Source organism: Pseudodonghicola xiamenensis DSM 18339, from assembly GCF_000429365.1.
GTDB classification, from domain to species: Bacteria; Pseudomonadota; Alphaproteobacteria; order Rhodobacterales; family Rhodobacteraceae; genus Pseudodonghicola; species Pseudodonghicola xiamenensis.
Genome location: NZ_AUBS01000013.1, coordinates 1 through 13,729 on the forward strand (window position 1 = coordinate 1; position 13,729 = coordinate 13,729).

Here is a 13,729-nt window from a genome sequence, read left to right on the forward strand (position 1 = left end):
TCCCAGCGGCGCCGCAAGAAGATAGAGGAACCGTTCGGCTGGGCCAAGACCGTCGGCGGCATGTCCCAGACCGTTCACCGCGGGCTCGATAGGGTCTGCGCCCAGTTCACGATGACGATGGCGGCCTGCAACCTCGCGAGGCTACCGAAACTCCTGACGGCCTGACGGAGAAGGCAACTCTGACCCGCGACCACCGCCGATGCCGATGCCGATGCCGAAGAAAACCGACTTCAAATCGTGGCGGCAGGAATAACGTCCTTCAAGGCCGACTTCTTCAGCAGCCTGTTAATGGGCGATTTCGGTCTCGCGCACGAAAAGGTTGTCCCATGCGCGGTCGATCAGGTCGGGGGTCATCTGATAGGGAAGGCCCTCGAAGTCGCAGATCGCGATCATCTGGTCGATCAGGAAGGCCGGCTGATAATTGGCATAGACGTTGTCGATCTGCGGATATTTCTCTTTCAGCAGATAGATCAGCGCCCGCTCGTCCAGGGGCATGCCTTTCTTGCGCGCGATCAGGGCGAAGATCTTGAGGAAATCCTGCTGGCTGGGGCCGTCGATCAGGATCTTGAAGAAAATCCGCCTGAGCGCCGCTTTGTCGAAGATCTCGTTCGGGTGGAAGTTGGTCGAGAAGATCACCAGCGTGTCGAAGGGCACCTCGAACTTCTCGCCCGATTGCAGGCCCAGGATGTCCTTGCTCTCCTCCAGCGGCACGATCCAGCGGTTGATCAGCGCCTGCGGCGGCTCTGCCTGGCGACCGAGATCGTCGACGATGAAGATGCCCCCGGTCGATTTCATCTGCAGGGGGGCCTGATAGGTGCGGGCGGTGGAATTATAGACCAGATCGAGCATCGACAATGACAGCTCGCCCCCCGTGACCACGGTGGGGCGTTCGCATTTGACATAGCGGGCATCGAACCGGCGGGGCCGGCGCAAGCGGCTTGCATCCTCCGGTTCGGATATGACTTCGGTGTGGATGATCGGGTCGAAAAGGGTGATCACCTGGCCGGAATATTCGATTGCCCGGGGGACGAAGATATGATCCCCCAACGCCTTCCGGATGCCATTCGAGATTGCGGATTTGCCGTTTCCGGGGGGGCCGTACATCAGGATCGACCGACCGGCGCTGACCGCTGGCCCCAGATGGTCAAGCAGGCTGTCGGGCAGGATCAGATCGCCCATCGCCTGGGTCAGCTGGGCCCGGGTCACCTGGATATTGCGGATCGACTGGCGCTTGACCTGCTGATCATAGATCTTCAGCGGCACCGGCATGGCGCCGAAATATTCTGACTGTGCCAGTGCGTCGAGCGCGCGGGCCTTGCCGGCATCGGTCAGTTGATAACCCATCTCGTTGCTCTGGGTGGGGCCGAGCGTACCGGTCGCCTCAAGCAGGCGCTGGTCGCGGGCGAGGTCGATCAGCTCCTGGGTGATTTGCACCGGCAGGCACAGTGCTTGGGCGGTTTCGGTGGCGGTTTCGGTCGTCTTGCGGAACATCGTTTTCAGCAGGATGTCCCGCATCATCACCATCGGCAATTGCATCTCAGCCAGAGATCGGGGAGAGGGCGGAGCAAGGTCGGGCGCGGACGACATGTTCATGGGGCAGGCCTAGGACTTACGGAATGGGCCTTGCAGCCCCGGATCGGGCCGAGACTGCCCGGGCAATGTGGCAGCAGCGGGGCAAAGCCGGGGCAGGGATATGCCTCAGGCGCCGAATGCTGCGCCCAGGATCAGGTAAAGGCCAAGGGTGGTGCCCAGTGACAGGCCCATGGGGAATTTCCTGCCCGAAGACCAGCTTTTCCAATCGGGGGCGATGCGGCGCAGTGGGGTGTATTTCACCAGCCGGTGGGTGGCGAAGGCAGCCAGAAGATTGGCGGAGAAGAGCACCAGCAACAGCCGCAGGTCATCCGGCGCGATGAAGGGGGCGGCGGCGGCGGCGAATTTGGCGTCGCCCGCGCCCATTCCCCCGGCCGAGGCCAGCACGAAGCCCACCACCAGAACCCCCAGCATCTGCAAAAGCCGCATGCCATAGACCGGCAGCGGCAGGGCGATCAACCCGACCAGCAGGAAGATGACGGCCAGTGCAACCACCGCCTGATTGGTGATCCGCATCTGGCTGAGATCCGTGAAACAGACATAAAAGCAGATCGGCAGGACGAAGGGCAGAAACCAGAGCGCCGCCATGCTGTCGATGGCCATGGGGTCAGGCTGCTTCCAGCGCGCGCAGCGATCGCACGGCTTCTTCGAAATACTGCGGGTGGGTGTCGATGGCCTCGCGCAGCAGGGTCTTGCCGGTGGTCACATCGCCCTGTTTCACCGCCGAGAGCGCCATGGTGTAAAGAAGTTGCGCCCGTTCGGTCTGGTCCATGGGGATCACCGGCAGCGAATAATTGTGTTGCGCGCCACGCGCCAGAACCAGGTTGTTCTTCGAGGTGAACAGCGTCGGATCCTGGCGGATCGCATCGGCGAACAGCCGCTCTGCCCCGGTGTAATCGCCGCGCGTCAGCTTGGAAAAGCCCCAGTTGTTCATCACCCCGGCGGGTGTCGTCGTCATGCCGACGGCAATTTCATAGAAACTATCTGCACGCTTCCAATCGCGGTTGGCGTCCGCCACCATCGCCTCGAGCCGGTAGCGTTTGAAGCTTTCATGGGTCGGCGGCACGTTGTCGAGCGTCTTTTTCGCCCGCGCCCAGTCACCCACACGGATCAGCGCATCGGCATAATCAACCTTGTCGTCGGCAGTGGCTCCGGGCATGGCGACGACCTTGCCCCATTCCGCCGCGCCTTCGGTACTGCGCTTGGCGCGGATTAGCGATTTCGCCAGCCCGCGTTGCAGGTCGATCCGGTCGGGGGTCTGCTTCAGGGCGCGGACGAAATAATCCACGGCCTCGTTCGGATCGGCGACGGTCAGCATCACCTCGTTCAGGTTGCTGGCGTCGACGACGTTGACCTCTTGAAAAGCCCGTTCGACAGTTTCCTTGCCACTGTCGGCGCAGCCGGCCAAAGTCAGGCCGGTTACCATCAGGCCCACCGGAAACAGGAAACGCTGGCGCATGATCTGCGTCCTTATACTGCTCTCGCCTCGGTCATGGTGTCGTGCGGATCAGGTATTCACTGCTGCCGCGCCGCACCAATTTATAATCTTGATTATGAACGTCGATACTAACAGAATTTTCCGATTTTGCGAGGGCCAAGCGCAGATTGTCCCGGATCGCGTCACTTTCGCCATTGTCGAGCGCATAGGCCCTGCGGAACACCTCGGTCGCTTCGGCGGTCTTGCCGCGCTCCATCAGCAGCACGCCCAGATTGTTCCAGGCCTCGGGCCAGTCGGGGGCCTCCTTGACGGCTCGGCGCAGCATCTGTTCGGCCTGGCCCAGCCGGCCGAGGCCCAGATTGGCGGTGCCGAGGCCGGTCAGAATTTCGGTGCTCATCCCGTCGTCGAGTGCGGCCCGGGTGAAGGCATTCATCGCCAGCTCGTATTGCCCGGCGGCCATCAGGCGATGGGCGGTCTCGATCTCGTTCGTGTCGGGTTGGCGGTAATCGACACCTGGGGCATAGGGGCCGGTCGCCGGATGCGGGCTGCATGCGGTTATCGCCGCAAGCGCGGCAATCGCCAAGATCGCTGTGCACGGCGCGATCAGCCGCACCACCCTGGCCGCCGGCATCGTGTCAGTTGCTCATATTGCCCAAATTCATGATGCCCTTGACCGAAGGGCCGACCAGGATGATCAGCAGCGGCGGCACCGTCAGCATCATTGTGGCAAGCGTCATCTTGGTTGGCAACTTGTTTGCCGCCTCTTCCGCCCGCATCACGCGCTTGTCCCGCATTTCACCGGCATAGACGCGCAGCGCCTCGGCGATCGAGGTCCCGAAGGTGGCCGACTGGATCATCACCGTTACGAAGGAGGAGACGTCAGGAACCCCGCAACGGGTGCCCATGTCGCGCAGTACCCTGTCCTTGTCCTTGCCTGCCTTGATCTCATAGGCGACGATTTCGAACTCTGCGGCCAGCGCGGGATAGGAGGCCATCAGCTCCCTGGCGACCCGCACGATGGACTGGTCCAGCGACTGGCCGGCCTCGACGCAGACCAGCATCATGTCGAGCGAATCCGGAAAGCCGGCGGCGATCTCTTCCTTGCGCTCGGCGACCCGGCGGGTGATCCAGTACTTCGGCAGCAGATAACCCACCGCGCCGGGGCCGATCACATACATCACCAGTTGCTGGCTGGTCAGTCCGGCGGCGCCGGTCTCCAAACTCAGCACATAGAGAAACCCCAGGAGCAGCCCCAGCATGCCCAGGGCGAACTGGGCGAAATGGAAGAAGCGCACTGCATCCTTGGATTGATAGCCGGCCTGCCGCATCTTGAGCTGCATTGCCGAGAGTTCCTCGGCGTCTTTCGGTTCGAGAAAGGTGGCGAAACGCTCCAGTTTCACGTTGCGGCCCCGCTGGCGCAGCTGTTCCTTCTTGGGCGCAGAGGGGGTCTTCATCTGGCTGCGCTGGAGCTTTTTCAGCGGGTCTTCGGGCTGGTTCATCAGCAGCGCCACAGTCAGCAGAATCAGAAAGATCCCGAGGCCGCCCATCGCGATCAGCGGCCCGAAGGGGCCAAGCTGGCTGGTCAGGATATCGTTGATCGTATCGAGAAAGCCCATGGCGTTCACACCTTGATATTGGTCAGCACCCGCATGACGATCAGGTTCAGCCCCAGCAGGATGCCGACGACGAAACAGGCCGGCACGAACAGCGGGTGGTCGATCACCCCATCATAGTAATCAGGGCTTCTGATCAGGATCAGCATCAGGCAGACCAGCGGAAAGGCCGACAGGAACTTGCCCGACCATTGCGCCTCGGCAGTGATGGCCTTGACGCGGCGGAACAGGCGAAAGCGGGCGCGGATCACCTTGGCAAGCCCGGCCAGAACCTCGGCCAGATTGCCGCCAGATTGCTGCTGGATCGTCACAGCCACGGCGAGAAAACGCAAATCCTGCATGTCGAGCCGTTCGGCCATATCCTTGAGCGCCTCGCCCAGGTCACGGCCATAGGCGGCCTCGTCGGCGATGATACCGAATTCGGTGGCCAGCGGATCGTCGACCTCTTTCGCGACGATCTGGATCGCCGAGGAGAACGGGTGCCCCACCTTGAGCGACCGCACCATCAGTTCGATCGCATCGGGAAGCTGTTCCTCGATCATCCCCATGCGTGTCTTGGCCTTGTGGGTGATCCAGAAATAGACGCCGCCGACGCCGATCGCCACCGAGGCGATCAGCCGGATCGCCGGGCTGGTGCCGGTGCCGATGGCCAGCCCGATATAGGCGAAAACCGCCAGCCCGGCCATCAGCAGGACAAGCTGGCGCGGGGTGAAGGCGATCGCGGCCTTCTGCGCCTGGTCGGCGAGAAGGGAATAGACCGGGATCGACTGCGATTTCATATGCTGGTGCATTTCCTTGCGGAGCTGCTCCAGCACCTGTTCGCGTCCGGCGCCTTTCTCCAGCATTTCCAGTCGCCGGTTCATCCGGTTGTTCAGGCTGATCGAGCGTCCGAAGGTGACCAGATACAGCCCCTCGACCAGCACCACCACGGCGATGAAGATCAGAACATAGATGAGCGCTTCGATACCGAATTGCATCACTGCATCTCCATCGTGACGGGATCGTAGATCGAGGCCGGCAGGTCATAGCCCCACATCCGGAAACGTTCTGAATAATGGCTGCGCACGCCGGTGCCGGTGAAATGGCCGACGATCTTGTGATCGGGGGACAGGCCCACCCGCTGATAGCGGAAGATCTCCTGCATCGAGATCACATCACCTTCCATCCCGGTGATCTCGGTGATCGAGACCATACGGCGCGATCCGTCCTGCAGGCGGCTGATCTGCACGATCAGATTGACGGCGCTGGCGATCTGGCTGCGCAGCGCCTTGATCGGCATTTCGATCCCCGCCATGGCGATCATGTTTTCCAGCCGGCTGACCGCGTCACGGGCACTGTTGGCGTGGATCGTGGTCATCGACCCGTCGTGGCCGGTGTTCATGGCCTGCAACATGTCGATGACCTCTTCGCCCCGGGTTTCGCCGACGATGATCCGGTCGGGCCGCATCCTGAGCGCGTTTTTCAGGCAATCGCGCGCGGTCACTTCGCCCTTGCCCTCGACATTGGGGGGACGGCTTTCCATCCGACCGACATGAACCTGCTGCAATTGCAGTTCCGCGGTGTCCTCGATGGTCAGGATGCGTTCGGAATTGTCGATGAAAGAGGACAGGGCGTTGAGCGTCGTGGTCTTGCCCGAACCTGTCCCGCCCGAGACGATGATGTTCAGCCGGGTGGCGACGGCGGCCTGAAGATAGGCGGCCATTTCCTCGGAAAAGGCGCCGAAGTCGACCAGCTCGTCGATACTGAGCTTGTCTTTCTTGAACTTGCGGATCGACACCAGGGACCCGTCGACCGCGATCGGGGGCACCATGGCGTTGAACCGGGAGCCGTCGCTGAGGCGGGCATCGACGTAGGGTGTCGATTCATCGACCCGCCGCCCGACGGCCGAGACGATCTTGTCGATGATCCTGAGCAGATGGCGTTCGTCTTTGAAGGTCACGTCGCTGAGCTGCAGCTTGCCATTGCGTTCGACAAAGACCTGGTGCGGGCCGTTGACCAGAATGTCGTTGACGGAATCGTCCTGCAGCAGGGTTTCCAGCGGCCCCAGGCCGGTGACCTCGTCATAAAGTTCCTTGTTGAGGGTCTGACGGTCCTCGCGGTTCAGGACGATGTTCCGTTCGGTCAGGAATTCGACCGAGATTGCGCTGATCTCATTGCGCAGCTCGGTTTCCGAGGCGTGTTCGAGCGCGGCGAGATTGAGATTGTCCAGAAGCGCGCGGTGCAGCTCCAGCTTGATCTCTCCCAGGCGTTCTTTGCGCTTGCGGTCACGGTCCGGCGGGGTGGCCTTGGCAGCGGCCGCGGGCATCGGCTTGCGCAGCCGGATATGGGACTGGGGCGACGGCTGTGGCGTGGTGGCATCCGCCGAAGGTTGGGGCAGGGGCTTTTTCACCCGGTGCCCTCCCGCGCCAGGCAGTTTTGCGGCGCCGTCAGCGGGCTTCTTGAATTTGGAAAACATTGCCATTGCCCCTCCGCGGTTCAGGCTGCTGCGGCTTCGTCGCGGCCGAGATTGTGCAGCGACTGGGCGAGTTTGGCGATTTCCTTGCGCAGGGGATTCTTGCTGCAAGAGGCTGACATCGGCAGGCCGTGATCACAGGCCTGAACGACCGCCTTGCCGCCATCGGGCAATTGCAGGTCGATGGAGATGCCCAGCGAATCGGCCAGCCGCTTGACCCGGCTCTTGCCGGTCAGATCGGCGAATTTCGGGGCCCGGTTCAGCACGAACCGCAGCTTGTTGAAGGGCAGATCCTCGGACTGATAGGCGCGTTTCAGGCGCAGGGTGTTCTGTGCAGACCGCATGTCGAGCTCGATCATCGCGAAATAGACATGCGCTGCCTGCAGCGTGGTTTCCGACCATTGCAGCAAGGTCTTGGGCAGGTCGATCACCACGAAATCGAAATGCTTGCGCGCCATGTCGATGATCCGCTGGACGTCCTCCGGGTCGATCAGATCCATCGGCACCATATCAGCCGGCGCGGTCAGCACATGCAGCTTTTCCTCGAAATGCAGCAAGGCCTGGCTGAACATGTCGTCGTCGAGCGCCTGGGTATCGGACAACAGGTCGAAGACGATCTCTCGCCGTGGCAGATCCAGATAGGTCGAAACCGACCCATATTGCAGATCGAGATCAATCAGGCACACACCGGGGGCCTCTTTGCCGCCGGTATTGGCCAGTTCCCAAGCGAGGTTAACGGCCAGAGTGGTGGCGCCGGCCCCTCCCGAGACCCCATGCACGACGATGACAGCGCCGTCCTTCGACTGGCCTCCGGTCTTTAACTTGCTGGCGGGTTGCTGCGGCGGGTGGTCCGGGGCCGGTTGCAGCATCTTGATCCGGTCGATGGCGGCCTGCAACTCGTTCTCGGGCAGTGGGTAGGGCACGAATTCGTCAGCGCCCTTGCGCAGCAGCTGATGCAACGAGGCGGGGGTGACGTCCTCGGCAATGAGGATGACATGAATGTCCCGTGTTCTGGCCTGTGTTATGATTTCGCTCAGCAGCACCAGATTTTCCTCATCCGTGCTGTCGATGGCAAGCGCCACGAATTCCAGGGTTTCGGCTTCGGGTTGATTGAAGAAGGTCAGAGCCTCGGCAAAGCCCAGATCGCCCCAGGCCTCGCCCAGAGCGTTTTCCATGTCCTCGATCAGAAGGTCGAAATTCTGTACGTCCCGACTGATCGTGCAGGCCACGATCGGAGCAAGTTCTGTCTGCGGCATGGCGCTGCTCATTGCCTACAATCCCCTGTTTTGAGGGTCGACGGGTGGTGCAGTCTCCCCATGCGTACGGGAACAGCATTGTCTGACCCTGCATGCGACTCGCTGGGTCACATGGCTGTTGATTGGGGTTAATATGTTTGACGATCTGGGCGAGATTGGGGCCAAAATTCCCCAATTGTAGGGAGGATGGCGACGATCGGGGCGAGTGCCGCCGCGCTCAGTCCTGCAGCGCGCTCTTCCCGTTGGCCAATTCCGAGATCGGTTCTCCGCTTCTGATATATTCCCGATAGACGATGGAGGCGTATTTTCCATCCAGTTCGGGGGGCACGCGTTTGAGGAACCCCGAGACCTCGGTCACGGTGCGGCGGTTGCGGCGCTCCCGGTCGGGGGTGGGGATCACCGGCTGGGTCTTGCCGTAGGAAACCACGCCCTCCAACTGGGCACGGTTTACACCGCGCGAGATCATATAGGCGACGACGGCATTGGCGCGGCGTTGGCCCAGGCGGCGGTTGTAAGCCTGCGAGCCGACGGCATCGGTATGGCCATAGACGCGAAAGCGGACCTCGGGGAATTGTCGGATCCAGTGGGCCTGACGGTTCAGAACGGCCCGGGCATTGGTATCGAGCTGGGCGCTGTCGAAGGCGAAGGTGATGGTGGTGGGAACCTCGTTGGCGAACCGGGTGCCCAGGCTGATCACATAGTCGCGTTCGCCGTTCATCACCTGGGTATTGTTCTGCGTCGCCAGGCCGAAGGTGCCGGCATCGGTTTGGGCACCGGCCTCGCGCAGGAAGCTGCCGGGCACCGGACCCCTGGTCTGGTCGCAAGCGGCAAGGGCCAAGGCGGCCCCGACCCCGATGATCAGCCTGTGCATCCGCGCCATTCCAACCTCAGTCCATCACATAGCCGTAAGAGCCGCTGAAATCCTGCTTGGCGACCTCGCCGGCGGGGCCGTGCGGCAATTTCCGGGTTGCCGCAGTCCGCCCGAACAGGAACAGATCGCTTTCGGTCGGCGGTTTGATCCGATCGGTGGGCAGCATCAGCGCCTCGCCCCGGGTGGGGGTGACCAGATGGGCGGTGACGATGATCACCAGTTCGGTCTGGCTGCGCTTGTATTCGGCGCTGCGAAACAGGCTGCCCAGTACCGGGACATCGCCCAGCCAGGGCAATTGCGATGCATTGTCCAGAAAATCATCCTGCATCAGCCCGGCGATGGCAAAACTGTCACCATCGCGCAGTTCGACCGTGGTCGAGGTCTCGCGGCGGGAAAAGGCGCTCACATCGAACCCGTTGATGCTGACGCTGTTCGATGTGTCGATCGCCGAGACCGCGGCCTTGAGCTCCAGATTGACGAGATCGCTGTCGACCACCCGGGGGGTGAAGGCCAGTTCGATCCCGAAGGGTTTGTATTCAATCGAATAGACGCCGTCGGCCTGCGCCACGGGGATCGGATATTCGCCGCCGGCAAGGAATTTCGCCTCTTGCCCGGACAGGGCAGAGAGGTTCGGTTCGGCCAGTGTGCGCACCACGCCTTTCTGTTCCAGCGCCTCGAGCAGCAGGTTGACCTGAAAGGCCCCGGCGTTGAAGCCGAAGACCACGGCGCCGACGTTTTCGTTCGAGGCGGGGATCTTGCCCGACAGAGAATTGGACAGTGCGGGTTGGTTGTTCAGCGTGCCGGTGCCCCCGGTCACGCCGAAGTTGCTGCCTCCCGACACCCCCAGAGAGGAGCTGAGCGATTTCGACACATTCCGCTGCATCTCGGCGAAGCGAACCTTCAGCATGACCTGCTGCACGCCGCTGACGCTCATCAAATTGGACACCCGGTCGGGGGCGTAGCGTTCCGCCAGATCGAGCGCGCGCTGCAGCTTCTGCGGGCTGGAGGCGGTGCCCGACAGCACGATGCCATCATTGGCGGTGCGGACCTCGATCTTCTCGCCGGGCAGGATCTGGCGCAGCCGTTCCTTGAATTCGGTCACATCGGCGGCGACCTTGACATCGACATTGGTGATCAGCCGCCCCGAAGCGTCCAGCAGTGTCAGCGTGGTCAGCCCGGGCGATTTTCCCAGCACATAGATGGTCCGGTCCGAGAGCGAGGAGATATCGGCGATACTGGGGTTGGCGATGCTGAGTTCGGCGAAGGGGACATCGCTTTCGACCACCACGGCACGGTTCATCGGCACATCGAGAGACGAGGCCGTGCCCCTTTTCACGATCCGCAGGATGTCATTGCCCTGCGCTGCGGACTGCGTGGGGATCGCCAGACATAGTGCAAGACCGATCAGGGCCGCTGCCCCCGAAAGCTTGCCTGCCCATCGGTTGTTCGCCATGTGACCTGCCTCTCCGATCACGCCTCAAGTCCAGGTCTTTTTGCCCGATTTTCAGGGCAGTCTGCTGCATGAGAGGATTTTTTTCAAGAATCAAAGAATTCCGGGCATTGCTTTACCCGGGTTCGGGGAGACCGGATCACACCGAAGCCGGCGCAGGTCGGGCTCAGTTCGTGCAGGGGATCGGGATTTCCACCACCTCGGAGCCTCGGCGGGTGCGGATGGTGCAGACTTCGGGCTGCTTCTGGGGGGCCGGGGCGGGCGCTTCTTCCTGTTGCAGTCCCAGCAGGGCGCGCTGGTCCACCTCGATCGCTGTGGTGACGGTGTCGTCACTGGCCCCCACCAGTGCCAGCGACAGCTTGCCGCTGCTTTGGGCCTGGGCGAGGGCAGCGACCTGTTCGGGCCGGACCGAGACTGTGACGGTGCGGGCGATGGTGGCGCCGCTGACATCGTCGCTGGCAGTCTGATCGACGGCGATCAACTGGATACTCGATTCGATCAGTCGGGTGATATCGCCCCGGGCACCTTCGGATGTCCTGCCGGGATTACCGGTCCAATAGACATCGACCCGGTCGCCTGGGCGCAGAAAGCCCGACACGCCCGAGGCGACATCGACGCGGATGGCGAAGGCGCGCATGCCGCGCGCCAGTTGCGAGGTGATGCCGGCGTCCTCTCCCGGGGCAGTGACCTTGGAGGCCAGGATGGCCTCGTCCTTTTCCATCGCCCGCAGCACGACGCGGGCGCGGTCGGGTTGATCTGGCACCAGGGTTTCAAGATCGGTGAAGGCGCCTTCGGGCACGGCGTTCTTGGGCCAGCGGACCCTGCGCAGATCCTTGCGGGTCAGCGGCTCACCATAGCGCAGCGAATGGCTGGCGACATAGACATCGGTCAGCGGCACGACCTCTTGCCGTGTCGACCGTTCCTGCGCGAGCGCCTGCTGGTAATCGGCGATGTAATTCCTGGCCATCATCACGGCACCACCGGCCAGCGCGAGGCCGACCACCAACACGAGACCGAAGATTGCACGCATGACAGATCCTTTCTCTGCTGGCTGGCGCCGGCGATGTCGGGCGGAATCCTCGCCCATATTCGGAGCCGGCAATTGTGCGAAGCCGGGAGCCGGGGCGGCCCGGGGCAAGGGCGCTGCGAAGCTGGGGCTCAGAACACGAAGTCCAGGGCGGCGATATAGTCGGCCACCTTGTCGCTCAGCTTTCCGACCGAGCTCAGCAGCGGCGGCACCACCAGGACGACCAGGACGGCGATGACCCCGGTCAATATCAGCCAATCGACAGAGATCGCGCCGTCTTCGTCGCGCAGGAACATCTTGAGCCGGTCGCGCATCGCGTTCTCCAGGTCTGATGATCACGCCGAGATATGGGCGCTTGGATAATCGCAGGAAACGCGACCGGGCCCAGAAGGACGGCCCCGCGCCTGTTGCTCAGGCAATGCCCGATCGGTGATCTGTGCGAAGGCGACTGTTCGAAGTGGAAAACGCCGCACCCCTGCGAGGGGCGCGGCATTGATTGGGCCGGGCTGGGATCAGCTGCCGCCGCCAGCGCCTGCGATGGTGGGCACGGTGGTCCCGATCTCGGTGGCGACGGCATCAGACAGCGTTTTGGTGTTGTTTCCGATTGCGGTATAGGCGGCACCGGCCAGGGCGACGACGGCGGCGGTGAGCACGACCCAGTCAACGGTCACGGCACCATATTCGCTTTCGCGGAATTTCTTGAAAAGCTTGATCATGGTTGGTCCCTCCATAGGATCACAAGATGGCTATCGGTTTACCCCGTCGTTCGTCGGAACCTGCTCTCTCGATGGTCCCGTCCGTCGCGGTATGAGAGGATATAGCCAGCGCGACATGGCAGGATTGGGGCCAAAAGGCGGATTTTTCGGTTCATTTCCTGTTAAAATGCAGGTTATCGCGTATGAGGTTGATTTTAATGGGAAATCCTCGCCGTCTCATCGGTTTCCAACAGCGTGAAGCGATGCGGTAAGGCCGCAATTCTGGCAAAAAGGCCCAAATTGGGGCGAAACTCGTGGTCGTGGGGGCGGTTTTCGTGGACATTGCCTGCCAACAATAAAACTGGAACCGGACAACGAGGCGGGCAGATGAGTCTTCGTGTCGTCATGCAACGACTGGCCGGGGGGCTGGCTGCGACCGCGTTGCTGGGCGCGGGTGGGATCATTCTGGCCGAAGCCCCGGCTCCCTATCCCGATTTCCAGGCCAAGCGGATCAAACCGCCGGAACCGGGGGCCACCCGGAGGATCACCGTGCAGATCCAGCCGGGGGATGGCTTGAAGCCCGTAGCCAAGCCCCCCGAGCCAGAGGCGCGCCTGGTCTCGCTGCCGGCGGATGTGCCGGGGCACAGCGGCGCCATGGGCCGCTATGGCTGGTTCTGGGAAGCGGTTTCACCCGATCTGGATCAATCCGGGCCCGGGCGGTTGCAGGGGGCGCTGCGCGCGCTGGGCGGGGCGCAGAGCGTGGCGGCGCCGCGACTGCAGGCGTTGCAGGAGATCGCCCGGACCCGCGGGCTGGACATATTGCGTTCGACCGTCGGGACCGAGGTCTCCCCGGCGCTGGTGCTGGCGATGATCGCGGTGGAATCCGGCGGGCAGGCGGATGCGGTCAGCCGCGCCGGGGCGCAGGGGCTGATGCAGTTGATGCCGGACACCGCCGCGCGCTTCGGGGTTACCGACAGCCTGGCGCCCGATCAGAATATCGCCGGCGGGGTGAAATATCTGAACTGGCTGATGAAGACCTTCGGCAACGATCCGATCCTGGTGCTGGCCGGATACAATGCCGGCGAGGGATCGGTGCGCGATTACGCCGGGGTGCCGCCCTTCGCCGAAACGCGCGAATATGTGCCCAAGGTGCTGGCCGCTTTCGATGTCGCGCGCGGGCTGTGCCAGACCCCGCCTGAGCTGATCTCGGACGGGTGCGTCTTCGTGGCAATGAACTGAAGGGGGCACGCCGGCGGCTGCGGGTGCGGTTTGAGCATTCGAAACAGAGAAGAAGGGGGCGGCGCGCGCGCTTCTTCTCTGTCCCAATACCTTCATGC

General features: G+C 62.6%; 15 protein-coding genes. 2 read left to right on the forward strand and 13 right to left on the reverse strand.

Annotation, left to right across the window (positions count from 1 at the left end):
* Positions 1–165: transposase (locus tag G455_RS23960; RefSeq protein ID WP_035366676.1), on the forward strand; the 165-nt coding region annotated here is incomplete at its 5' end.
* Positions 166–285: 120 nt separating this feature from the next.
* On the opposite strand, the gene G455_RS0112230 is transcribed toward G455_RS23960, so the two are convergent.
* The 13 genes from G455_RS0112230 to G455_RS0112290 form a co-directional block, all read right to left on the reverse strand.
* On the reverse strand, positions 286–1,593 hold the full coding sequence (locus G455_RS0112230; RefSeq protein ID WP_028093974.1) for a P-loop NTPase family protein: 1,308 nt from the start codon (positions 1,591–1,593) through the stop codon (positions 286–288).
* A 105-nt stretch (positions 1,594–1,698) separates the two neighbouring features.
* Positions 1,699–2,193 carry a prepilin peptidase gene (locus tag G455_RS0112235; RefSeq protein WP_028093975.1) on the reverse strand — a complete coding sequence of 165 codons (495 nt, stop codon included), beginning with the start codon at positions 2,191–2,193 and terminating at the stop codon, positions 1,699–1,701.
* 4 nt (positions 2,194–2,197) lie between these two features.
* On the reverse strand, positions 2,198–3,049 hold the full coding sequence (locus G455_RS0112240; RefSeq protein WP_028093976.1) for a tetratricopeptide repeat protein: 852 nt from the start codon (positions 3,047–3,049) through the stop codon (positions 2,198–2,200).
* A gap of 31 nt (positions 3,050–3,080) precedes the next feature.
* Positions 3,081–3,659: a tetratricopeptide repeat protein gene (locus G455_RS0112245; protein WP_051312433.1), complete on the reverse strand. Its 579-nt coding sequence runs from the start codon at positions 3,657–3,659 to the stop codon at positions 3,081–3,083.
* 4 nt (positions 3,660–3,663) lie between these two features.
* The gene (locus tag G455_RS0112250; RefSeq protein WP_028093978.1) at positions 3,664–4,644 is read right to left on the reverse strand and encodes a type II secretion system F family protein; all 981 of its coding nucleotides are present in this window, start codon (positions 4,642–4,644) and stop codon (positions 3,664–3,666) included.
* A 5-nt stretch (positions 4,645–4,649) separates the two neighbouring features.
* Positions 4,650–5,618 carry a type II secretion system F family protein gene (locus G455_RS0112255; RefSeq protein WP_028093979.1) on the reverse strand — a complete coding sequence of 323 codons (969 nt, stop codon included), beginning with the start codon at positions 5,616–5,618 and terminating at the stop codon, positions 4,650–4,652.
* Positions 5,618–7,096 carry a CpaF family protein gene (locus G455_RS0112260; protein WP_028093980.1) on the reverse strand — a complete coding sequence of 493 codons (1,479 nt, stop codon included), beginning with the start codon at positions 7,094–7,096 and terminating at the stop codon, positions 5,618–5,620. The genes G455_RS0112255 and G455_RS0112260 overlap by 1 nt, the downstream gene beginning before the upstream one ends.
* A gap of 20 nt (positions 7,097–7,116) precedes the next feature.
* Positions 7,117–8,361, reverse strand: a complete 1,245-nt coding sequence (locus tag G455_RS0112265) for an AAA family ATPase (RefSeq protein ID WP_028093981.1) — start codon at positions 8,359–8,361, stop codon at positions 7,117–7,119.
* 205 nt (positions 8,362–8,566) lie between these two features.
* Positions 8,567–9,220: an OmpA family protein gene (locus tag G455_RS0112270; protein WP_028093982.1), complete on the reverse strand. Its 654-nt coding sequence runs from the start codon at positions 9,218–9,220 to the stop codon at positions 8,567–8,569.
* Between the two features lie 16 nt (positions 9,221–9,236).
* Complete coding sequence (locus G455_RS0112275; RefSeq protein WP_051312435.1) at positions 9,237–10,673, reverse strand: type II and III secretion system protein family protein; 1,437 nt, start codon at positions 10,671–10,673, stop codon at positions 9,237–9,239.
* 163 nt (positions 10,674–10,836) lie between these two features.
* Positions 10,837–11,700, reverse strand: coding sequence for a Flp pilus assembly protein CpaB (cpaB, locus tag G455_RS0112280; protein WP_028093984.1), 864 nt, complete (start codon positions 11,698–11,700; stop codon positions 10,837–10,839).
* A 128-nt stretch (positions 11,701–11,828) separates the two neighbouring features.
* On the reverse strand, positions 11,829–12,011 hold the full coding sequence (locus tag G455_RS0112285) for a hypothetical protein (RefSeq protein ID WP_028093985.1): 183 nt from the start codon (positions 12,009–12,011) through the stop codon (positions 11,829–11,831).
* Positions 12,012–12,209: 198 nt separating this feature from the next.
* On the reverse strand, positions 12,210–12,413 hold the full coding sequence (locus tag G455_RS0112290; protein WP_028093986.1) for a hypothetical protein: 204 nt from the start codon (positions 12,411–12,413) through the stop codon (positions 12,210–12,212).
* Positions 12,414–12,779: 366 nt separating this feature from the next.
* On the opposite strand from G455_RS0112290, the gene G455_RS0112295 reads away from it, so the two are divergent.
* Entirely contained in the window at positions 12,780–13,631 is an 852-nt protein-coding gene (locus tag G455_RS0112295; RefSeq protein WP_035366677.1) for a lytic transglycosylase domain-containing protein, read from the forward strand.
* The last annotated feature ends 98 nt before the right edge of the window (positions 13,632–13,729 follow it).